Source organism: Vibrio sp. 11986-1-5 (assembly GCF_963878025.1).
In the GTDB taxonomy this organism is placed as follows: domain Bacteria; phylum Pseudomonadota; class Gammaproteobacteria; order Enterobacterales; family Vibrionaceae; genus Vibrio; species Vibrio injensis.
Window position 1 is genome coordinate 292,905 of sequence record NZ_CAWNVW010000033.1, and the last position, 20,528, is coordinate 313,432.

Below are 20,528 nucleotides of genomic sequence, written 5' to 3' on the forward strand. Positions count from 1 at the left end.
GACGAAATGAAAGTTATTGGTAGTGATAACAATCAGCCAGCAGAAAGGAGAGAAGTGAAATGATCTGCGGAACTAGAAAATAAAAAAGCTCGCGATTACGGTTAGGTAACGGCGAGCTAGGTATCGATGGTTATTGAACTATTTAACAAACACGTCTTTAAAATCACGTTTTAAAATAGGATCACGACGGGCTTTCTTGATTTGCTTGACCATGTCTTTAACGCAGTTATGTAAGACTTGATCGAGTAATTCAGCACGGTATTCTTCTTTGTCTTGCTCACTCATGTCTTTTGGTAACTTCAGCGTTGGAAACTCTTCCATTACATTGACACCTGCAAACGCTTGGCTTACTGAAATCAGCGCATGGAACTGCTCAAAGTTATCAAGGATATTTTGCGCACTAGCAGGCAGGCTATTCCATGCTTCTCTAACGACCTCTTCTGAGACTTCATGAATCGAAGCTACCATGTTGTACATTTGCTCGGGTACTTGGTCAAATTCAATCACCTGACGTAGTTCAGGGGATACGGTATCCAAATTAACGATCGGCGTTTCAGCTTGAGTCGTGTCTGACATGAAAAATTTCTCATCAAGGAAAAACCTCATGCTAAAAAGTTACACTGAAAAGTCAACCTAAACGTATCAATAAAGCGCTAAGCGCGGAGATTTTGTTCGTATCATCAGCATGGCTAACAGCCGGCAAAGGTTGAAACAGAGCTTTTCTGCTAAAAATTAGACTAAAAGCCAGATCGCGATTAAATTCATGGCAAAAAAAGACTCCTACGATAGCGACCTAGAAAAGGAGTCAGCCGCATCGCAAGAGTCAGAGTCGTCATCAGGTGAGGTTAGTTCTGTTGACGGATAAGGTAGTCAAAAGCACCTAAGCTGGCCTTGGCCCCTTCGCCCATCGCAATGATGATCTGTTTGTAAGGAACCGTTGTCGCATCACCTGCGGCAAATACCCCCTCAAGACTGGTTTCACCGCGACTGCCGATTTCAATTTCACCACGTGGTGATAAGTTAACCGCGGAATCTTTCAGCCATTCGGTGTTCGGTACCAAACCGATTTGCACAAAGATCCCCGACAATTCAATGTGTTTAATTTCATCAGTATGACGATCTTTGTAGTTCAATCCGGTAACTCGTGTCCCGTCACCGATCACTTCAGTGGTTTGCGCCATCGTGATGATATCGACGTTTGGCAATGAGTTAGCTTTGTTGATTAATACTTGGTCAGCGCGCAAAGTATCTGCAAACTCTAATACCGTAACGTGTTCAACGATACCCGCTAAGTCAATCGCCGCTTCAATACCTGAGTTACCACCACCGATCACTGCAGTTCTTTTGCCTTTAAATAATGGGCCATCACAGTGTGGGCAGTAAGCCACGCCTTTATTGCGATATTCTTGCTCTCCTGGTACGTTCATTTCACGCCAGCGAGCGCCGGGGCTTAAAATCACGCTGCGACTTTTAAGGCTAGCACCGCTTTGTAAACCGACATGAATACGCCCATCATCAGTAAATTCTGCGCCCATTAATTTATTGGCTTGCTGTTCAGTAATGATGTCTACGCCGTACTCTTTTAGGTGCTCAGTTAGGTTAGCAGTAAGCTTCGGACCTTCAGTATGTTTGACTGAAATAAAGTTTTCGATAGCCATAGTATCCATGACTTGACCACCAAGACGCTGGGCAACAATACCGGTGCGAATGCCTTTACGAGCCGCGTAAATCGCTGCTGCTGCACCGGCTGGACCACCACCAACAACCAGCACATCGTAAGGGGCTTTTTCATTCAGGCTTGCCGCTGCTTTTTCGGCTGCGCCATCGTCTAACTTGTGTAGAATTTCAGTTAGACTCATGCGCCCTTGACCAAACAGTTCACCGTTTACGAATACGCTTGGCACCGCCATAATGTCGCGCTGTTTGACTTCATCTTGGAATAGAGCGCCATCGATCATCGTAGTACGAATATCGGGATTAATTGCCGACATCATATTGAACGCCTGCACGACATCGGGGCAGTTTTGGCAAGACAGTGAAATAAAAATCTCTACGTCTAATTTTTTGTCTAACTGGGCAATTTGCTCAATTACTTCTGGCTCTAGTTTCATTGGATGGCCGCCAGAGTGAAGTAGGGCAAGAACTAAAGAAGTAAACTCATGGCCCATAGGCACACCAGCAAAACTTAATTGAGTTGCTTTGTCTGGGTTACTGACGGTCATGATAGGCTTACGCGCACTGGCATTGTCGTCACGCTCGACCGAAACTAATGGGCTGAGTTCAGCAATTTCATTAGCCAGAGCTAGAATGTCTTGCGCTGCTTTACTTTCATCGAGGCTGACCACTAAACGGACGTCTTGTTTCAGATTACTGAGATATTGTTTTAATTGTTGTTTAATCGCTTGGTCTAACATAGAAACACCTTGTCGAATACGTTGAAAAAAATGGCCACTCTGGATGAATGTCTTTAAGAGAGAGCAAGCTAGGCATTTAGGTCGTCAGAGTAAAACACCCAGCCTGCTCTTAATCGGTTAACGTCTGTGCTTGCGGATGTGGTTTAACACCACAGGTTCGCTATCAGCGTTAATGAGAATTAGATTTTGCCTACAAGGTCTAAAGATGGCGCTAGCGTTTCTTCGCCTTCTTTCCATTTTGCAGGGCACACTTCACCTGGATGAGAAGCAACGTATTGTGCTGCTTTGATCTTACGCATGAGGTCTTGTGCATCACGGCCAATACCTTCAGCAGTGATTTCCATCGCTTGGATAACACCTTCTGGGTCGATAACGAAAGTTGCACGGTCTGCTAGGCCTTGACCTTCACGCATTACACCGAAGTTGTTGGTGATGTTGCCAGTTTGGTCACCTACCATGTAGTAGTTGATTTTGCCGATAGTGTCAGAGCTGTCGTGCCATGCTTTGTGAGTGAAGTGAGTGTCTGTCGATACAGAGAACACTTCAACACCGCGTTTTTGTAACTCTTCATAGTGATCAGCAAGGTCACCAAGTTCTGTTGGACAAACAAACGTGAAGTCAGCTGGATAGAAGAAGAACACGGCCCATTTACCGAGAACATCTTTTTCTGTGATTTCTACGAACTCACCGTTTTTGTATGCAGTTGCGCTAAATGGTTTGATTTGAGTGTTAATCATTCTTTACTTTCCTTTTCTGTAAGTTTTTGATTTCGCAATGTGTTGCGCTCGGTAAGTATATTCCCACTTTGAGTTGATAAAAGAAAATTGCTTATGTCTATCCTATTAATAGGCGAAAGCTATTTTAATGGAAGAGACGTTATCTAGATATGTTTAAAAAATACAAACACATACAAAAAGTTGCTATATTTATCAGCCACTAAAATTATACTGGATGCATATCATAAGGATGAGGGGTAAGGATTATTTATGCGTAACACAATAGGTCTTTTATTGGCCGCTGGATTGGTTGCTGGGCCAGTAGTGGCAACAGAATCGACAGAAATGCAAACCAGTTTTTCGAGTCGTATTATTGGTGGAGAACCAGCAGAAAAAGGTCAATGGTCTTTTATGACTGCGTTGATAAGAAATCAAGCGAGCAATAGTTATGAAGGACAATTTTGTGGGGCGAGTTACTTAGGTGATGGCTGGGTGTTGACCGCTGCCCACTGTGTGGAGAGAATCAACTTTAACGATTTCCATGTGCATATTGGCGTGCATGATCTGCTGAGAGCGAGCATTGAAGGTGAACGTGCCGAGATTAAAGCAGTTTATGTAAATGAAAAATATGCAGATGCTAGTGATTACAGCAATGATATTGCTTTGATTGAGTTAAAGCCGAAACCTAATGCTGACGCAGTAGCACTAAAAACAACTGAAGGAGATCTGTCGGAAGGGAAACTTCTAACAGTCATGGGCTGGGGAAATACGATATCAGATCGTAATCAAACACCCCAATATCCATCAGTGTTGAGACAAGTTGATTTGCCTTATGTGCCGAGGGCAACTTGCCAAAATCTTGGTGGTGATTATAGCGATATTGGTGACGATGCCATTTGTGCTGGCTTTCCAGAGGGTAAAAAAGATTCTTGCCAAGGGGACAGTGGCGGCCCATTAGTGTACAGCCATAATGGTAGCATTGAGCAGGTGGGTGTGGTGAGTTGGGGAAATGGCTGCGCTCAGCCAAACGCCTATGGGGTTTATGCTAATGTTGCTTATTTTCAAGATTGGATCGCTGAGATAAAAGAATCGGGTATCAGTTATACCCAATATACTTATCGTAAAGTGACTCAATCAACCGTAGAGGAAAAGCTTGTTATAGAGAATACCTCTAATACGGAATTGTCTATTCTTGACATAGAACTTGAGCCTGATTCCAAACTCACCATAACAACCAATACTTGTCTTGATGCGACTTTGGATCCTTCTGATAGCTGTAGTATCCATCTAACCTCAACCTCAAAAAAACTGTTTACTCAACTGGATGATATTCGCGAGGTACAACAGTTAGTGGTGACGACTGACCGCTCGAATGATGAATTATCGCTTTTCTTGGTGTTTGAACGTGATAAACCAGATTTGCCTTCTTCTTCTGGTTCAGGCGGCAGTATCGGTTGGTCTTTATTTGGGTTAGGTTTACTCGGCTGGTTCCGTTTTCGTAAAGGAGTGAGATTATGATAAGAGTCGTATTCAGTACATTATTAGTATTCATATTGAGCGCTTGCAGCGGTGCAGAGAGTGCAGCAACTGACCCAGTAGTTGGAGATAAAATTCCTCTACTGAGTTATCAAGTTAATCCCAATCATATCGCCTTTGAAGCGCTAGGTAATGGATGCAGTCAAGCGGATCATTTTGCGCTACAAATCGATTCAATCCACCGACAAGCAGCAACGGTATCGGTGATACGCGTTAAACAAGATATGTGTCGTCGTATGCCGATGTGGGAATCGTTCACGCTTGCTTTACCTAAAGAGATCCAAGGTAAAACCCTTTCCGTGACCAATCCCCAAGGGCAGGCAGATAGTAAAGGTTAATAATCACAACGTGTTTATGGTTTGTGAGATAAACCAGCGGCGCAGTGCCTAGTTATGGCTGCGCCGTTTGAGTTTTTAACGCGCTAGGTTATCAAGGGTCGATCATTCAGATCAGGTTAAATCAGGTAGCTAGAAGATATCTCGCTAATTGAGCCTGTTTTGAAGAGAATCATTCTGTATATAAATTAAACCGCAGGCTTACTTTTCCTCCCTTCTTTTGACAGTTTTCTTCAACAAATACCGATATCAGTACTCATTTTTAATCATTTATGACCTTTATTGATAGATAATGCTTGAAATGTTCCATTAACTTTTGATTTACTCTGCGGCAGCATTGCTAAGGTGAATGCAATTTACTTGGTGATATATGCTGAGTTGATGAACAGTAACCTCGGTTAGTCTGCTGAAATACTGAATCAGCTCATCGCAATGACTCGGCTCACTTTCTTACTATTGATAGCAATGGCTGCATAAACATCCTTATACGCCCTCATTCATCCCAATGATCTAGGTCGATATAGGCGCTGCAGTGAAGTAGTTTGAGCATAGCTATGATTTTAATGGATGACATAAGGATAGAGAAATCAATGAGTGAAATCGCGGATAAGGAATCAACGCAAGGCCGTGGTGTACTGCGTTTTATTGCCCTTGCGGGACAGAAAATCCCAGACCCTATTGTGATATTTATGGTGCTATTTGCTGTCTGCTTACTCCTCACTGGGGTGATGAATGGTGTGCAGTTTGTAACCACGGGAGCGGATGGCGCGAGCACCACGCACAGCATTAAAAACATGCTGGCAACCGAGCACGTGCGTTGGGTATTTGATAATGCGTTACTACAAAACTGGCTAGCCTTTGGTGGCGGTGTTCTGGGCGTCATTTTGATCGTCATGATTGGTGTCGGCATTGCCGAACATTCCGGTTTATTGAGCACCGTAATCAAACGAGTAGGCACTAAAATCAGTGATCGTTGGTTACCTTTGCTACTGGTCTTTTTAGGGATTATGAGCTCGATCGCCAGTGATGCTGGTTATTTAGTCTTAATTCCTTTAGCTGGTATGCTTTACGCTGGTTTAGGTAAAAACCCACTAATCGGTATGAGTGCGGCATTTGCGGGTGTTTCTGCCGGCTTTAGTGCCAACTTGATCCCCGCTACGCCTTCAGACGTGATCATCGGCGTTAATGCCCGAGTCTTTGCTGAAGCGCAAGGTGTGCCGTTTGTGAATGCGGCGGGAGAGGCGCTTAATCCTGCAACAATGCACTATTATTTTATTTTTGTTTCCACCATTTTGCTTGCCGTTGTTGGTGCTTGGGTGACAAAACGTTTCGTAACTCCACGCTTAGAGAAGATGAGTTATCAGCTTCCTGAAGATTTGAATTTAGATGACTTTAAGGTTACTGAGAAAGAGCAAAAGGGATTACGCGCTGCAGGAGTGGGTCTAGTTCTTGCGCTGTTAATGGTGTGGGGACTGATTGTTGGCCCATTAGCAACCTATACTGATGCCTCTGGCCGTGAAGTTACGCCGTACCTGAATAATGTCATTTTATTGATTGCCTTAGTTTTTACCATTATTGGTGTGTTTTTTGGTGTCGCGAGCGGTAAATTCAAGAAAGTTCAAGACGTCGTACAAGCGATGGTTAAGCAGATGAACACCATGGGCTATATCTTAGTCTTGACCTTTTTCTGCTATAACTTCTTGGCTCTGCTTAGTTATTCCGGTCTTGGCACTTATATTACCTATCTTGGTGCGACCTTCTTGCAATCCCTTGGGCTGCAAAAATTCCCGATCTTATTGATTGTTGGTTTCTTGCTGACCACGGCGGTAATTAACCTCTTTGTCGGTGGTTTAACCTCGAAATGGATGTTATTAGGCCCTATTTTTGTACCTATGCTGTATCAAGTAAACCCGAATATGACGCCAGATTTAGTGGCTGCGGCCTATCGTGTTGCGGATTCATCAACCAATATCATTACGCCGATGATGAGTTATGCTGGAGTTATTTTAGCCTTTATGCGTAAGTACAAACCGGAGCTATCGTTTGGTGATGTGATTGCGATGATGATCCCTTATTCTGTTGCTTTCTTAGTCTCTTGGACAGTATTACTGATTGCTTTCTTCACTCTCGGATTACCATTAGGTTTCTAAAGTGATGTTATTCTAATAAAAAGCCCGATTGCATATCGGGCTTTTTATTATCGATAGGTAGGTTGTTCGGGTATATTTGAGTTAACGTTTACGATGCGCAACAAACTCAAAACTGTATTGATGGAGCCTAAAATAGTTAATAGTAAATTCAAACGGTCGACCATCAACTAATTCACCCACCGATTCGACGCGAAGGATAGGGGCTCCCACCTCGCTATTAAGTAAAGAAGCTAGCTTTTCGGTCATTGTATCCGGCCAAATGACTTGTCGGCTTAAGGCTATCGTCAGTCCTTTTTGATTCTCAATATAATCATATTTTGAGGTTTGCATCACTTCTAAACTTAAGTCGGTAAACATTTCGACCGGTAAATAAGTGCACTCTAAAATTTCCGGTTCTTTATCGATCAAACGCAAGCGTTGTACGGCGTAGATAAGTTGCCCTTCTTCTAGTTGTAATTTTTGGGCAATTGAAGCATTGCAGGGCTGAATTTCAAATGTGATCACTTGCGAAGACGGTTCTCTGCCTTGTGCTGACACTTCTTCAATAAATCCGCTTAACTCAAAGGCATTATGTTGAGTTTTTGGTGCTTTGACGTAAGTACCACTCCCTCTGACACGAACAAGTAAATCTTGTTCAACCAAGATCTCCATGGCTTTACGAATCGTCACGCGGCTCACCGAAAATGTATTTTGTAGTATTGCTTCTGTGGGGAGCAGTGTTCCCGGTTTGTATTCACCACTTTTGATACCTGCGATCAATTGATCGGCAATCTGTAAATATCTTGGTTTGTCCACGCAAGTCCTCCTTTCATTAATGCTAGCTATGATAGCAAAACTGTGATCGTTAATACATTTAAAATACATTTTCGATAGGCTAGTGTCGTGCGGATCAAAAAACACCCTAATATGTATTACTAATGTATTATTTGTTTGGTACTTTAACAATACAAAGTGGCTGGTTACAGAATGAGGATAACAGCATGAAAAAACAAAAACTCACCATCGTTGGAGCGGGTAGTACCTATACATTAGGTATGATCAATAGCTTGATTGCAGAGAAAGAGAATTTTCCACTCAGTAAAATTACTTTCTATGATATTGATGAACAGCGCCAGGCTTCGAATGCTTTAGCGACCGAAATTGTTCTGCGTGAAGCCTATCCAGAAGTTGAAGAGTTTGTCTATACCACGGATAAAGCAGAAGCGTTTAGCGATAGTGATTTCTTTTTTATTCAGATCCGTACCGGTGGCCTAGCGATGCGGGAACGTGATGAGCAAATTCCGCTTTCATTCGGTTGTGTCGGTCAAGAAACCTGTGGGGCAGGTGGCATGGCTTATGGACTGCGTTCTATTGGTGACATGATCACCTTAGTTAATGAGATCCGCCATTATGCTCCGGATGCATGGATTTTAAATTATACCAATCCGGCAGCCATTGTTGCAGAAGCCTTAAATCGAGAGTTTCCTGACGACAAACGAATTCTTAATATCTGTGATATGCCGGCGGCGATCATGGTCAGCTATGCTCAGCTACTTAACTGCGAAATTTGGGATTTGGTTCCAGAGTATTTTGGCCTCAACCATTATGGATGGTTTACTAAAATTCGTAATCGCCAAGGGGAAGATCTGACCGATAAGATTAAACACATTATCCTTGAGCAAGGGATCAGTGCCGTGGATGCCGAAATTGCCGATGATCCTTCATGGCAAGCAACATTTAAAAATATGCAGATCATGTTACGTGATAATCCGCAATTTTTGCCTAATACCTACCTGCAGTATTATCTCTATCCAGAAAAAATGGTTGCTAAAGAAGACATTAATAACACTCGTGCCCGTCAAGTGATTAATGGCCGAGAAAAGCGAGTGTTTGAGCTTAACCGACGCATTATTGAAGCGGGCACAGCACAGCATGAGCAGTTGCATGCCGATATTCACGGCCGTTATATGGTCAGAGTCGCCGCTTCATTAGCCTATAATCTTGGAGAAACCTATCTTGTGATAGTGCCGAACCAAGGTGCAATTGCAAACATTCAATCCGATGCCATGGTTGAAGTACCAGCAGCATTGACCAATGACGGCCCGAAACCTTTTGCGGTTGGCCATATTCCAACCTTCCAAAAAGCCATGATCGAAACTCAATTGGGTTATGAAAAATTAGTGGTTGATGCTTGGTTTAGTGGTTGTCGTCAAACCTTAGTTAACGCTTTAACGCTAAATCGCACCGTGGTAAATGTACCGACGGCACAGGTCATCGTGGATAAATTATTAGCAGAAAATGCCTCCTACTTACCTCAATTTCAATAAATTATCAGGCCCAGCGATACGGGCCTGTTTTATAAGATAAACCAAAGGATGAGGTCATTATGAAAGATATGATCCAACGTTTTGGCGCTGCGATGTTTGTTCCAGTGCTATTGTTTCCGGCAGCAGGGATGCTGCTTGGATTCTCAGTTATGTTACTCAATCAAGATTTATTTCCTTGGGCTATTGAAGGGAGTACTTGGGTAAAAGTATCCACTATCTTACTGCAGGCATCATTGGCGGTATTTAAGAATATGTCTTTGGTGTTTGCGGTGGGATTACCGATCGCCTTGGCAAAATCAGCCTCTGGCCGTGCGGTACTGGCTACTTTAGTTTCTTACATTACCTTTAATTATGTAGTGGGTGGGATACTACAATTTTGGGGGCCAGAATTAGGGGTTAATTATGTCGCGGGTGAGCGTGGTTTAACGGATATTGGCGGAATTTTAACCCTGGATACTAACTTGATTGGTGCAATTGTGATTGCAGGGATCTCGGTATGGGTTCACAACCGCTACTTTGACAAAAAATTACCAAACTGGGCGGCGGTGTTTGGCGGCACCCCATTAGTCGTGATCATTAGCTTTCCCATTATGGTATTGCTGGCGATCGTCACCTGTTTAGTGTGGCCAAGCATTCAACATGGCATCAATAATTTACAAACCTTTTTAGTCTCTGCTGGTTCATTTGGGGTGTGGGCATTCACCTTCCTTGAGCGAATTATGATCCCAACAGGATTACATCACTTTGTTTATGGTCCGGTGTTTTATGGCCCTGTGGCTGTGGATGGTGGGACGGTGGCCTATTGGATTCAACATATTCCAGAGTTTGCGGCTAACCCAGCGCCACTGACCGAGCAGTTTCCTCAAGGTGGTTTGATGCTAACCGGAATGGGTAAAGTCTTTGGTTGTACAGGTATTGCACTCGCTTTATATTCCACAGCGAAGCCAAACAACAAAAAAATGGTCTTGGGTTTAGTTTTGGGCGCGTCTTTGACGGCCATACTCACCGGGATCACTGAGCCGATTGAGTTTACTTTCTTATTTATTGCTCCGCTATTGTTTGCTTTACACGCTGCGTTATCGGCGACCATGGCAACGGTTGCTTATTGGTTTGGTGTGTCAGGTAACTTCCAGACAGGTTTGATTGATTTTGTGTTCCAAAACTGGCTACCTTTGGGCAGCAATCATGCTGGAACTTATATCATTCAAGTTTTCATTGGCTTAAGTTTTACCGCTATCTATTTCGTTGTTTTTCGTACCTTAATTTTAAAATACGATATTCCTACTCCTGGGCGTGGTGATGCGCAAGCTAAGCTATACACTAAATCTGACTTTAAAAAAGGTGCGGCGGTTGGTGAGGAAGCGAACGCTAGCGAAGACAGCCAAGCGCAGGCCTTTATTGAGGGGTTAGGAGGTAAAGAAAATATTGCGTTACTGACTAACTGTGCCACTCGCTTAAGAGTAAAAGTACATTATCCAGAAAACGTTGCTGAAACAGAATTCTTTCAACACCATGGAGCAGTAAATGTGGTGAGAAATGGCGACAGTTTTCAAATTATTGTTGGTTTAACCGTTCCTCAAGTTAGAGAAGAAATGAGCCAGCATATACGATTACCTGCCTAATCACCGGTTTGTTCCTGTGCTTATAGTTGTTAGGTAACCCCCAGTTCCTTCAAGTTATTTACAGGGGCATTTTTAATACTTGAGTATTGAATTTTATAACTTATATCCTCTTCTACCTGAAGCAGCAGAGGGTTGGCTACGTTCGTTTACTCCAGTCACATAGCTTGCCTATGCTCATGGGGACTCGATATCGGCAACTCCAAGTTGTTTGGGTATAGCTATTTATGTAAACAATCAGTGTTAGTTTTGAAAGCCAAATATATCAATACCAGCTATCTTTGGCTGGTATTGATATTTGATAACATCACACTTTGGAATAAAAATAAGTACGATAACCACCAATCAAATTACGAGCTTTAAAGCCGTTGTTGACTAGTTGACGATAAGCGACATTACCGCGTAACCCAACTTGGCAGTAGATGATGATCTCTTTGTCTTTAGGTAGCTCATTAAGCCGTTGGCGTAATTGATCAACCGGAATATTGATATCCCCTTGTAGATAATACCCTTCTTGGCGTTCTTCAGGATTGCGCACATCTAAAATGATCTGATCGTCACTCAGGGTTGCGAGTTGATCAAAGTGAATCGCTTTTGCATCACCTTTCATCAGGTTGGTAGCCACAAACGCGGCTTGGTTAATCACATCTTTTGCACTGCCGTATGGTGGTGCGTAAGTCAACTCTAGGTGCTGAAGTTGTTCCACTGTCATACCAGCGCGTTGCGCTACGGCCATGACATCAATACGTTTATCAATTCCGTCTTTGCCAACCGCTTGCGCGCCGAATATTTTGCCGTTATTGGGATCAAATAACATTTTAAATGAGACAATTTCTGCTCCCGGGTAGTAGCTGGCATGGCTAGCGGTGTGGACGTAGACTTTTTCGTATTCGATCCCTTCACGCTTTAACTGTTTTTCGTTTTTACCCGTTGAAGCAACGGCAAGATCAAAGACTTTACAAATAGCGGTGCCTTGTGTGCCTTGATACGTTTCTTTGCGACCGAACATATTGTCGGCTGCCATTCTACCTTGCCGATTCGCTGGACCTGCTAGTGGTACGAGTGTTGGCTTACCTGTTACAAAGTCTTGCTCTTCAACCGCATCGCCAACGGCGTAAATGAAAGGATCACTGGTTTGCATTTCTGCGTTAGTCCAGATACCACCGAGTTGACCAATCTCTAATCCTGCTTGTTGTGCTAGCGTGGTTTCAGGCCGCACGCCTATTGCCATAATCAATAGCTCAGTGGTTAACGATTCGCCATTGCTTAATGTTAATGAAAGTTGGCCACATAAATGCTGAGTAGAAGCTTGCTCACCAGCGTCGGTATTCGCAATGGAAGTGGTTGCAACAAACTCAACCGATTGCAAGGCGACTCCTAAACGTAAATCGATGCCTTGACGGCGAATTTCATGGTGGACAAAGCCAGCCATTTCTCTATCGACGGGGGTCATGACTTGATCAGCCATTTCAATCAGCGTGGTGTTAATACCAAGTTGATGAAAAGCTTCCATCATTTCTAAACCAATAAAACCACCACCCACTACCGTCGCGTGAGTGGGCTTATTCATCTGGATCGTTTGGATAATGCGATCCATATCGGGAATGTTACGTAGCGAATGGGTAAGTGGATTATCAAGACCAGCAATAGGAGGAACTATTGGACTTGCCCCTGGGCTAAGGAGTAAGAAATCATAGGATTCGTGATATTCAGTGCCGTCGACAAGGTTTTTCACGGTAACCGTTTTTTCTGAGCGATTGATCGCTATCACTTCATTCATCACTCGTACATCCACGTTAAAACGAGCGAGAAAACTTTCTGGTGTTTGTAGTAGCAATTTGCTGCGATCTTGAATATCGCCACCGATGTGATAAGGCAAGCCGCAATTAGAAAATGAAACGAACGACCCCCGTTCAAACATGATAATTTCTGCATCTTCACTTAAACGGCGAGCTCTGGCTGCGGCAGATGCGCCACCTGCGACGCCACCAATAATAACGATCTTGGTCATAATTACCTCTTCTAGCTTCTAAAAAAATAGTTAGCTCTTAAAAATACTGGCAACAGTATAAGGTTATTAATTAGATTTATCTAATTTTTATTTAGCTAAATAAGTGTTGACTAATTTAATGTTTGGTTACTATTATGTTGACAGTGTGACCGGAGAGAAGCGTATGGCTGAGATAAATATTGATCAAATGCAAGTTCATATTGATGAGGTCACGGAATTATTAAAAATTATGGCTCATCCTGAACGGATGATGGTGCTGTGTCAGTTGATTGAAGGTGAAGTCGCGGTAGCTCAGTTACAACAAGCGTCTTTATTGAGTCAATCAGCCTTATCGCAGCATCTTGCTTTACTGCGTAAACAGCGATTGATCAGCGCACGTAAACGCTCTCAACAAGTTTTTTATTCTTTGGCCGATCAGCGTGTTCAACAACTGATTGCCAGTTTACAACACATTTTTTGTCACCCAAATAACGCTAATTCATGATGAGGTAACTATGACATTTTCAATTCCTTGGTATTCGCTATTCGGCGGAATGTTACTCGGAGTCTCCGCTACTTTGTTGTTATTGCTGAACGGTAAAGTCGCTGGGATCAGTGGTATTCTTGGTGGTTTGTTCACCCCTAAAGCGCAAGATACTGCATGGCGCTGGCTATTTATTATTGGCTTAGTGGTGGGAGGCGTGTTTGGGGTTCGTTTATTCGCCGCCGAGGTGCCTTTGCAGTATTCATCGAGCACAGGGATGCTAATCATCGCTGGCTTACTGGTTGGTTTAGGGACTCGCTTAGGTAATGGCTGTACCAGTGGTCATGGAATTTGTGGGATTGGGCGTTTGTCACTGCGCTCTATTGTTGCGACGGGGATCTTTATGTTGGTTGCTGGCATTACCGTCTTTGTCCGTTTGCATCTTCTTTAAACGCATAACTCCTTTTATTAGTAAGGATAGATCATGAATACGTTCTTATTTCGTTTTACGTCACTGGTAACCGGCTTACTGTTTGGTCTCGGTATGGTGATTTCTGGTATGGCGGATCCGACCAAGGTGATAGGCTTTTTAGATGTTGCTGGCGCTTGGGACCCAAGCCTAATATTTGTGATGGGCGGTGCGTTATTGGTCTTTATGCCGGCTTATTTCATTATGATCAAACCAAAAGCTAAGCCGCTTAATGCCTCGAGTTTTAGTTTGGCGAATAATCCCCATCTCGATAGTCGTCTGATTAGCGGCGCGGTTATTTTCGGCTTAGGATGGGGGTTAGCAGGCATCTGCCCTGGGCCAGCAGTGTCAAGTTTGGCACTAGGTAACCGTGACGTATGGGTATTTTTTGTGGCTATGTTGACCGGTTTATTCGTCATGGGACAATGGCTAAAAACCAAAAATTAGTGACGATCTGTTAGTTATTTAAGATGTTTAGGTCTATGGCGTATTGAAAAATGTCATTCAATACGCCTATTTTTTTATCTGGTCTTAATAGACTGTAAAAGAATTACCAGTGAAATTGACCATTGATCGGACAATGATCACTCAGTCGGTAGCGTAATACTTCATCGGTGGGAAAAACCATTTGCTGTACTTGCTGATAGGTCACTTGGCGACTAACAATGATATGATCAATTAACGAACGAAAACGGTGTAGTTTATCTGGCTGACGACGAGAGCGAACTTGGCAGCGTGCGGGCGTTTCTTGAGTTGCGAGTTGCACTGGCTCGTTTAACTCTTGGTTAATTATTTTCCATAGCCAATCCCCATGGTAAGCGAGATTATGATTGAAATCTCCTAAGATCATAAAGGCGTGTTGATGGCGCTCTCGTTCTTGTAGCCAGCGGTTGAGTGCTTTGCCCTGAGTTTTTAAAGTCTGGCAACTGTCAGCATTGGGATGAAAGGCTCCAGCGCACCCGGCTTTTAAATGCACTGCCAGCAAATGCATTTCTTTTCGAGTATCAGGATAGAGAATCACATACGTGGCGAAGCGCAGTTTATGATTAGCCCGTCCATAGAGATCAATATCAGCTGGTGTTGCAAAAGGGATCGCCGATTTGATAGCAAAGCCAGTGTATTGATTGAGTGTTCTAAATTGATGTTGTTGATGTCGTGACGTGGCACGGTCAGACAAGACAATCCGATAATCATTGCCGACCACTTTTTGTATCGCTGCAACACTATCGACTTCTTGAAACGCCAGTACATCAGTGCTGAAACGCTGAAAATGTCGAGACAAGGCTTGAAAATCCGTTTCGCTACGTTTGCCCTTATCGTCAGGCGCATCGAGATTTAAGTTCAGCCATTCTATATTCCAGGTTGTGATACTGATCGGTTGTGCATAGCTACCAAATGAGCTGAGCAGTATCACACAGAGAGCCAATCGTGACAGAAATCGGGTTATCATGGTTATTTTCATCCGTTGAATCTTAAGTCCTTAGCCTAGCAGGCTTTTTAAAAAATCAATACGTTGTTTGAGAAAATGCCTATTTTCATCGTTTCTCAATAGATTGAGATCATTGACCTAATTATCGTCTTCTTCTTGTCCATGGCCTGATTTTTATTGATCTAAATCAATACGTATCATGGCGGCATTTCGTCTAATACGCCACAACATATTGTGTTAGCGGTGCAGACTTTTATCTATATGGTGTATTTGTGGATAAGCGTGTGGATATACTGGGTAAGGAGATATCATGAAACCAATCGTAATCAAGCGTGACGGCTCTAAAGCGTCGTTTAGCCGAGATCGTATTCAAGCCGCGGTAGAAAGCGCTGCTGATCAAGTCACCAGCGAGATTGCTATTTATGCACTCAATGTCGCGTTAGCGGTTGAATTACAACTTGAGGGTCAGCAGCAGGTTCATATTGCTGAGATTCAGACCTTGGTTGAAAATGAACTGATGCAAGGGCCGTATAAAGGTTTGGCTCGCTCCTACATTGAATATCGTCACGATCGCGATATTGCCCGTGAAAAGCAGAGTACGCTAACCAAAGAAATTGAAGGTCTGATTGAAGAAAGTAATGCCGATCTACTCAATGAGAATGCCAATAAAGACGGTAAGGTGATCCCAACTCAGCGTGACTTGTTAGCAGGGATTGTCGCTAAACACTACGCTAAGACGCGCATTCTGCCTCGAGACATTGTACAAGCCCATGAGCAAGGCGATATCCACTATCACGACCTTGACTACGCGCCATTTTTCCCAATGTTTAACTGCATGCTGATTGATTTGCAGGGGATGCTCACTCATGGTTTCAAGATGGGCAATGCGGAGATTGATACACCGAAATCGATTTCTACCGCCACTGCCGTAACCGCGCAAATTATCGCCCAAGTCGCTAGCCATATTTACGGTGGCACCACAATCAACCGTATTGATGAAGTGCTCGCCCCTTACGTGACGGCAAGTTATCACAAACATTTAGCGATTGCTGAAGAATGGCACATTGCTACCCCGCAAGATTTTGCCATGTCACGTACTGAGAAAGAGTGTTATGACGCGTTTCAATCATTGGAATATGAAGTCAATACCTTGCACACAGCTAATGGGCAAACCCCTTTTGTCACCTTTGGTTTTGGTTTAGGGACATCGTGGGAAGCGCGCTTAATTCAGCAATCTATCTTAAAAAATCGTATTGCTGGGCTTGGTAAAAATCGTAAAACCGCCGTGTTTCCTAAGTTAGTCTTTGCAATTAAGCAGGGGATAAACCATAAACCCGGTGATGCTAACTACGATATTAAGCAACTGGCTTTAGAGTGCGCGTCGAAGCGTATGTACCCTGATATTCTTAATTACGACAAAGTGGTTGAAGTTACCGGTTCATTTAAAACCCCGATGGGATGTCGAAGCTTCCTCAATACATATCAAGAGCAGGGTGAGCTTGTTCATGAAGGGCGTAATAACTTAGGTGTGGTGAGTTTAAACTTGCCGCGTATTGCACTTAAAGCCAAGGGTGATGTCGACCAGTTCTATCGTTTATTAGATCAGCAACTACTGCTGGCTCGTCGAGCCTTAGAGACTCGGATTAACCGTTTAGAGAATGTTAAAGCACGGGTTGCGCCGATTCTTTATATGGAAGGGGCTTGCGGGGTTCGTTTGCAAGCCGATGATACGATTGCGCAAATATTTAAACATGGCCGCGCGTCGATTTCATTGGGTTATATTGGCCTACATGAAACCATTAATGCGTTATTCGGTAATGATAAGCATGTCTATGATAGCCCCACATTAAGAGATCATGCGCTGCACATTATTAGTAGATTGCGTGCCGCGGTTGATCTATGGAAAGAAGAAACCGGCTACGCGTTCAGCTTGTACGCAACGCCAAGCGAAAATCTATGTAGTCGATTTTGCCAAATTGATACCAAAGAGTTTGGGATTATTGCTGGTGTGACCGATAAAGGTTATTACACCAATAGTTTCCACTTGGATGTTGAAAAGAAAGTTAATCCATACGATAAAATTGATTTTGAAATGCCATACCCAGCGATATCCAGCGGTGGTTTTATCTGTTATGGCGAGTTTCCTAATATGCAGCTTAATATTGAAGCATTGGAAAACGTCTGGGATTACAGCTATAGCCGAGTGCCATACTACGGCACCAACACGCCGATAGATGAGTGTTATGAGTGCGGCTTTACTGGTGAGTTTTCTTGTACCAGCAAAGGGTTTGTCTGTCCGAAATGCGGTAATCATGACTCGGCAAAAGTGTCGGTCACGCGCCGAGTTTGTGGTTATCTTGGTAGTCCAGATGCAAGACCGTTTAACTTCGGCAAACAAGAAGAAGTCAAGCGACGAGTGAAGCACCTATGACGGTTTTTTTCATCAGATCATCAGTGGTTGAGCTATGAATTATCATCAATATTATCCCGTTGATGTGGTGAACGGGCCGGGGACACGCTGCACTTTGTTTGTCTCTGGCTGTGTGCATCAATGTAAAGGTTGTTATAACCAAAGCACTTGGTCGTTGAATTCTGGTTTGCCGTTTACTACGCAATTAGCCGATCAGATCATTGCTGATCTCAATGATCAGCGCATTATTAAGCGGGGTTTGTCACTGTCCGGTGGCGACCCTTTACATCCGAGTAATGTCCCTAGCATTTTAGCTTTGGTGCAACGAGTTAATCAGGAATGCCCGGGTAAAGATATTTGGTTATGGACGGGTTACCGTTTATCTGAATTGAACGCTCAACAGCGCCAAGTGCTCGATCATATTGATGTATTAATTGATGGTAAGTTTGAGCAAGACAAAGCGGATCCAAGTTTACCGTGGCGTGGCTCAAGCAACCAATTTATTCACCGACTTGCTGCTTCCAGAGCTTAGCGTATAGCCCCTGCTGTGTAAGCAACTCTTCATGAGTACCACTTTCGGCGACTTGGCCTTGGTCTAACACAAAAATGTTGTCAGCATGGCGAATGGTGTTGAGTCGATGGGCGATACTTATCACGGTCCGACCACGACATATTTCATCCATGTTGCTCATGATCGCGGCTTCAGAGTTATAGTCGAGTGCCGAAGTCGCTTCATCAAGTAATAAAATTCTGGGGTTGACCAACAGAGCTCTAGCGAGCGCAATACGTTGTCTTTGGCCACCAGACAGTGCGCTGCCTTTTTCGCCAACGGGTTGGTTGAAACCGTGTGGTAGACCTTCAATGAATTCTAATGCTCCGGCAAGTTGAGCTGCGTGGCGAATTGCTTCATCTGTGGCTTGTGGTTGACATAATCGAATATTGTCCGCCACACTGCCTGAAAATAAGATGCTTTCTTGTAATACTACGCTCATATTACGACGCAGAGAAACTGGGTCAGCAATCGCAAGATCCATTCCATCAACTAAAACTTGTCCATGCTGAGGTACATACAAACGCTGCAGCAAACGAGTGAGTGTACTTTTTCCTGAGCCAGAAGGGCCAGTGATACCAATAAATTGCCCTGGTTTGATCTTGAGTGATAGGTTGGCCAGCACTTCAGGAGCATCTTGGTGGTAACGAAAGCGAATGTTACTAAATTCAATGCCGCCTTCGAGTTCTGGCACAGAAGCTAAGCCTTGTTTACTGTTTTCTCTTGGCTCATCGAGAATATCGCCGACTCGTCTTAACGCGATGAGCGTGTGCTGAAAATCTTGCCAAATTTGTGCCAGTCGCAGAACAGGTTGAGTCACATGGCCTGCGAGCATATTGAAGGCGACAAGCTGACCGGGTGTGATTTCCCCCTTGAGTACCGCGCTAACTCCCCACCAAAGCAGCAGTGCCGCCGTCAGTTTTTGTACCAGCGCGATAGCTTGTCCAGCAATTAAACCGGATTTTTGTGCATTGAAGCTGCGGGTTAACTGCTGGCTCAGAATGCGTTGCCACTGCTCAAGAAAACGGTGTTCCGTAGCGGTGGTTTTGATGGTTTCAATACCGGTAACGGCTTCGGTCAAAAACGTTGTGGCGTTAGCATCAGACTCGTACTCAGACTCGACTTTTTTGCGGATCAATGGTCCTGCAATCAACCACAGCAGAAAATAAATCGCCAGTGAGCCGATCACTAACCAAGTTAGCGTGCTGGCGTAATGAAACATTACGGCGAGAAAGACGGTGACAAAAATCAGATCCAGCAGCAGCATGAGGGTTGAGCCAGTTAGAAACTGACGAATTTGCGCCATTTCACGTACGCGAGCAATAATTTGCCCTGTTTGACGCTGCTTGAAATAGGTTAACGGTAAGCCAACCAAATGACGATAGAGTCGGCCTGAAAGCTCGGCATTCACTTGACTAGCAAGATGACCAAAAACGGTATTGCGTAAATAGCTGTATGCTGGCTCAGCTATCGCTAACGCTAACATCGCCAGCGCCAGCACATGCAAGCTTGAGAGACTTCGCCCAACGAGTACCTTATCAATGAGATTTTCAAACAGCATTGGGCTAACCAGTGCAAACACCTGGAGTGCAATCGCATAAAAAAAGACATCTCGCAGTTGGCTTTTTTGACGAAGAATAGAAGGTGCGAACCAACTTAAACCAAATTTGACCTCTTTTGTGCTTAATGCTTCATCGGCAATCAGCATGACTTTATAGCTTGTTTCAGAATCCGGAGCTGAGAGTGGCTGGATTTGCAGCTCTTGTGTTTCGGGATTGTACAAGGTCCAGTGTTTGTCATCGATTTGTGTCATGACTTTCCAGCTCCCCTGATTATCGATCAGTGCTGGGAGTGGAAGCGTAGCAAACTCTTGAATGTGTATGTTTGTTATCTGGCTTTTGAGGCCGAGATAATCGGCGGCCTCTCTCATTTCCATGTCAGAGAGGCGGGCATGACTTATCCCTAACGCATGTTTAAGCTGCGAGATGCTGGATTTCTTATGAAATTGCTGACCTACGTAAACGATCGCTTCAAGCCCGTAATTGTCGTTGGGAAGCCTTTGCGATAATTCTTGCTCAGAATGATGAATTGGTTTGTCGGTCGATAAAGTCGCTTGCATC

The 20,528-nt window shown here is 43.8% G+C and carries 17 protein-coding genes; 10 read left to right on the plus strand and 7 right to left on the minus strand.

Annotation, left to right across the window (positions count from 1 at the left end; all coding sequences use genetic code 11):
* Window positions 1-138 precede the first annotated feature (138 nt).
* The 3 genes from AACS00_RS09240 to ahpC all read right to left on the minus strand — a co-directional run bounded on the left by AACS00_RS09240 (window position 139) and on the right by ahpC (window position 3,151).
* On the minus strand, window positions 139-576 hold the full coding sequence (locus tag AACS00_RS09240) for a DUF3069 domain-containing protein (protein ID WP_110167191.1): 438 nt from the start codon (window positions 574-576) through the stop codon (window positions 139-141).
* A gap of 269 nt (window positions 577-845) precedes the next feature.
* On the minus strand, window positions 846-2,414 hold the full coding sequence (ahpF, locus tag AACS00_RS09245) for an alkyl hydroperoxide reductase subunit F (RefSeq protein WP_110167192.1): 1,569 nt from the start codon (window positions 2,412-2,414) through the stop codon (window positions 846-848).
* A gap of 179 nt (window positions 2,415-2,593) precedes the next feature.
* Window positions 2,594-3,151, minus strand: coding sequence for an alkyl hydroperoxide reductase subunit C (ahpC, locus tag AACS00_RS09250; RefSeq protein WP_004396579.1), 558 nt, complete (start codon window positions 3,149-3,151; stop codon window positions 2,594-2,596).
* 249 nt (window positions 3,152-3,400) lie between these two features.
* On the opposite strand from ahpC, the gene AACS00_RS09255 reads away from it, so the two are divergent.
* From AACS00_RS09255 to AACS00_RS09265, 3 genes are all read left to right on the plus strand, one after another.
* On the plus strand, window positions 3,401-4,648 hold the full coding sequence (locus AACS00_RS09255) for a S1 family peptidase (protein WP_110167193.1): 1,248 nt from the start codon (window positions 3,401-3,403) through the stop codon (window positions 4,646-4,648).
* The gene (locus tag AACS00_RS09260) at window positions 4,645-5,004 is read left to right on the plus strand and encodes a hypothetical protein (RefSeq protein ID WP_072671093.1); all 360 of its coding nucleotides are present in this window, start codon (window positions 4,645-4,647) and stop codon (window positions 5,002-5,004) included. The genes AACS00_RS09255 and AACS00_RS09260 overlap by 4 nt, the downstream gene beginning before the upstream one ends.
* A gap of 587 nt (window positions 5,005-5,591) precedes the next feature.
* Window positions 5,592-7,151, plus strand: coding sequence for an AbgT family transporter (locus AACS00_RS09265; RefSeq protein ID WP_072671094.1), 1,560 nt, complete (start codon window positions 5,592-5,594; stop codon window positions 7,149-7,151).
* Between the two features lie 81 nt (window positions 7,152-7,232).
* Here the strand turns inward: AACS00_RS09265 and AACS00_RS09270 are convergent, their stop codons facing one another.
* The gene (locus AACS00_RS09270) at window positions 7,233-7,946 is read right to left on the minus strand and encodes a GntR family transcriptional regulator (RefSeq protein ID WP_072671095.1); all 714 of its coding nucleotides are present in this window, start codon (window positions 7,944-7,946) and stop codon (window positions 7,233-7,235) included.
* A 185-nt stretch (window positions 7,947-8,131) separates the two neighbouring features.
* On the opposite strand from AACS00_RS09270, the gene AACS00_RS09275 reads away from it, so the two are divergent.
* Window positions 8,132-9,457: a 6-phospho-alpha-glucosidase gene (locus tag AACS00_RS09275; protein ID WP_110167194.1), complete on the plus strand. Its 1,326-nt coding sequence runs from the start codon at window positions 8,132-8,134 to the stop codon at window positions 9,455-9,457.
* A 59-nt stretch (window positions 9,458-9,516) separates the two neighbouring features.
* A complete protein-coding gene (locus AACS00_RS09280) occupies window positions 9,517-11,079 on the plus strand; it encodes an alpha-glucoside-specific PTS transporter subunit IIBC (RefSeq protein WP_110167195.1) in 1,563 nt (520 codons plus the stop codon).
* Window positions 11,080-11,383: 304 nt separating this feature from the next.
* On the opposite strand, the gene AACS00_RS09285 is transcribed toward AACS00_RS09280, so the two are convergent.
* Window positions 11,384-13,087, minus strand: a complete 1,704-nt coding sequence (locus tag AACS00_RS09285; RefSeq protein WP_110167197.1) for an FAD-dependent oxidoreductase — start codon at window positions 13,085-13,087, stop codon at window positions 11,384-11,386.
* A gap of 163 nt (window positions 13,088-13,250) precedes the next feature.
* Between AACS00_RS09285 and AACS00_RS09290 the strand changes: the two genes are divergently transcribed.
* From AACS00_RS09290 to AACS00_RS09300, 3 genes are read left to right on the plus strand one after another with little or no spacing between them, the layout of a single operon-like run.
* The gene (locus AACS00_RS09290) at window positions 13,251-13,571 is read left to right on the plus strand and encodes an ArsR/SmtB family transcription factor (RefSeq protein WP_072671228.1); all 321 of its coding nucleotides are present in this window, start codon (window positions 13,251-13,253) and stop codon (window positions 13,569-13,571) included.
* Window positions 13,572-13,581: 10 nt separating this feature from the next.
* Window positions 13,582-14,001 (plus strand): YeeE/YedE family protein, encoded by a 420-nt coding sequence (locus tag AACS00_RS09295; protein ID WP_110167198.1) that lies wholly within the window; start codon window positions 13,582-13,584, stop codon window positions 13,999-14,001.
* A 33-nt stretch (window positions 14,002-14,034) separates the two neighbouring features.
* Window positions 14,035-14,466, plus strand: a complete 432-nt coding sequence (locus AACS00_RS09300) for a YeeE/YedE family protein (RefSeq protein ID WP_110167199.1) — start codon at window positions 14,035-14,037, stop codon at window positions 14,464-14,466.
* Window positions 14,467-14,569: 103 nt separating this feature from the next.
* Here AACS00_RS09300 and AACS00_RS09305 read toward each other — a convergent pair whose 3' ends face one another.
* The gene (locus AACS00_RS09305; RefSeq protein ID WP_110167283.1) at window positions 14,570-15,469 is read right to left on the minus strand and encodes an endonuclease/exonuclease/phosphatase family protein; all 900 of its coding nucleotides are present in this window, start codon (window positions 15,467-15,469) and stop codon (window positions 14,570-14,572) included.
* Between the two features lie 289 nt (window positions 15,470-15,758).
* Here AACS00_RS09305 and nrdD point away from each other — a divergent pair, with 289 nt between their 5' ends.
* Both nrdD and nrdG read left to right on the plus strand, forming a co-directional pair.
* On the plus strand, window positions 15,759-17,879 hold the full coding sequence (gene nrdD / locus AACS00_RS09310) for an anaerobic ribonucleoside-triphosphate reductase (protein ID WP_110167200.1): 2,121 nt from the start codon (window positions 15,759-15,761) through the stop codon (window positions 17,877-17,879).
* A 34-nt stretch (window positions 17,880-17,913) separates the two neighbouring features.
* Window positions 17,914-18,390: an anaerobic ribonucleoside-triphosphate reductase-activating protein gene (gene nrdG, locus AACS00_RS09315; RefSeq protein WP_110167201.1), complete on the plus strand. Its 477-nt coding sequence runs from the start codon at window positions 17,914-17,916 to the stop codon at window positions 18,388-18,390.
* On the opposite strand, the gene AACS00_RS09320 is transcribed toward nrdG, so the two are convergent.
* A complete protein-coding gene (locus AACS00_RS09320) occupies window positions 18,359-20,527 on the minus strand; it encodes a type I secretion system permease/ATPase (RefSeq protein ID WP_110167202.1) in 2,169 nt (722 codons plus the stop codon). The genes nrdG and AACS00_RS09320 overlap by 32 nt on opposite strands.
* Between the last annotated feature and the right edge of the window lies 1 nt (window position 20,528).

Bases quoted from the DNA above. Each gene is read 5' to 3' on its own strand.
- AACS00_RS09320 (WP_110167202.1), bottom strand. From the start codon at position 20,527: ATGCAAGCGACTTTATCGACCGACAAACCAATTCATCATTCTGAGCAA.
- AACS00_RS09265 (WP_072671094.1), top strand. From the start codon at position 5,592: ATGAGTGAAATCGCGGATAAGGAATCAACGCAAGGCCGTGGTGTACTG.
- nrdD (WP_110167200.1), top strand. From the start codon at position 15,759: ATGAAACCAATCGTAATCAAGCGTGACGGCTCTAAAGCGTCGTTTAGC.
- ahpF (WP_110167192.1), bottom strand. From the start codon at position 2,414: ATGTTAGACCAAGCGATTAAACAACAATTAAAACAATATCTCAGTAAT.
- AACS00_RS09255 (WP_110167193.1), top strand. From the start codon at position 3,401: ATGCGTAACACAATAGGTCTTTTATTGGCCGCTGGATTGGTTGCTGGG.
- AACS00_RS09275 (WP_110167194.1), top strand. From the start codon at position 8,132: ATGAAAAAACAAAAACTCACCATCGTTGGAGCGGGTAGTACCTATACA.
- AACS00_RS09290 (WP_072671228.1), top strand. From the start codon at position 13,251: ATGGCTGAGATAAATATTGATCAAATGCAAGTTCATATTGATGAGGTC.
- AACS00_RS09295 (WP_110167198.1), top strand. From the start codon at position 13,582: ATGACATTTTCAATTCCTTGGTATTCGCTATTCGGCGGAATGTTACTC.
- AACS00_RS09305 (WP_110167283.1), bottom strand. From the start codon at position 15,469: ATGATAACCCGATTTCTGTCACGATTGGCTCTCTGTGTGATACTGCTC.
- AACS00_RS09280 (WP_110167195.1), top strand. From the start codon at position 9,517: ATGAAAGATATGATCCAACGTTTTGGCGCTGCGATGTTTGTTCCAGTG.
- ahpC (WP_004396579.1), bottom strand. From the start codon at position 3,151: ATGATTAACACTCAAATCAAACCATTTAGCGCAACTGCATACAAAAAC.
- AACS00_RS09260 (WP_072671093.1), top strand. From the start codon at position 4,645: ATGATAAGAGTCGTATTCAGTACATTATTAGTATTCATATTGAGCGCT.
- AACS00_RS09240 (WP_110167191.1), bottom strand. From the start codon at position 576: ATGTCAGACACGACTCAAGCTGAAACGCCGATCGTTAATTTGGATACC.
- AACS00_RS09300 (WP_110167199.1), top strand. From the start codon at position 14,035: ATGAATACGTTCTTATTTCGTTTTACGTCACTGGTAACCGGCTTACTG.
- AACS00_RS09285 (WP_110167197.1), bottom strand. From the start codon at position 13,087: ATGACCAAGATCGTTATTATTGGTGGCGTCGCAGGTGGCGCATCTGCC.
- nrdG (WP_110167201.1), top strand. From the start codon at position 17,914: ATGAATTATCATCAATATTATCCCGTTGATGTGGTGAACGGGCCGGGG.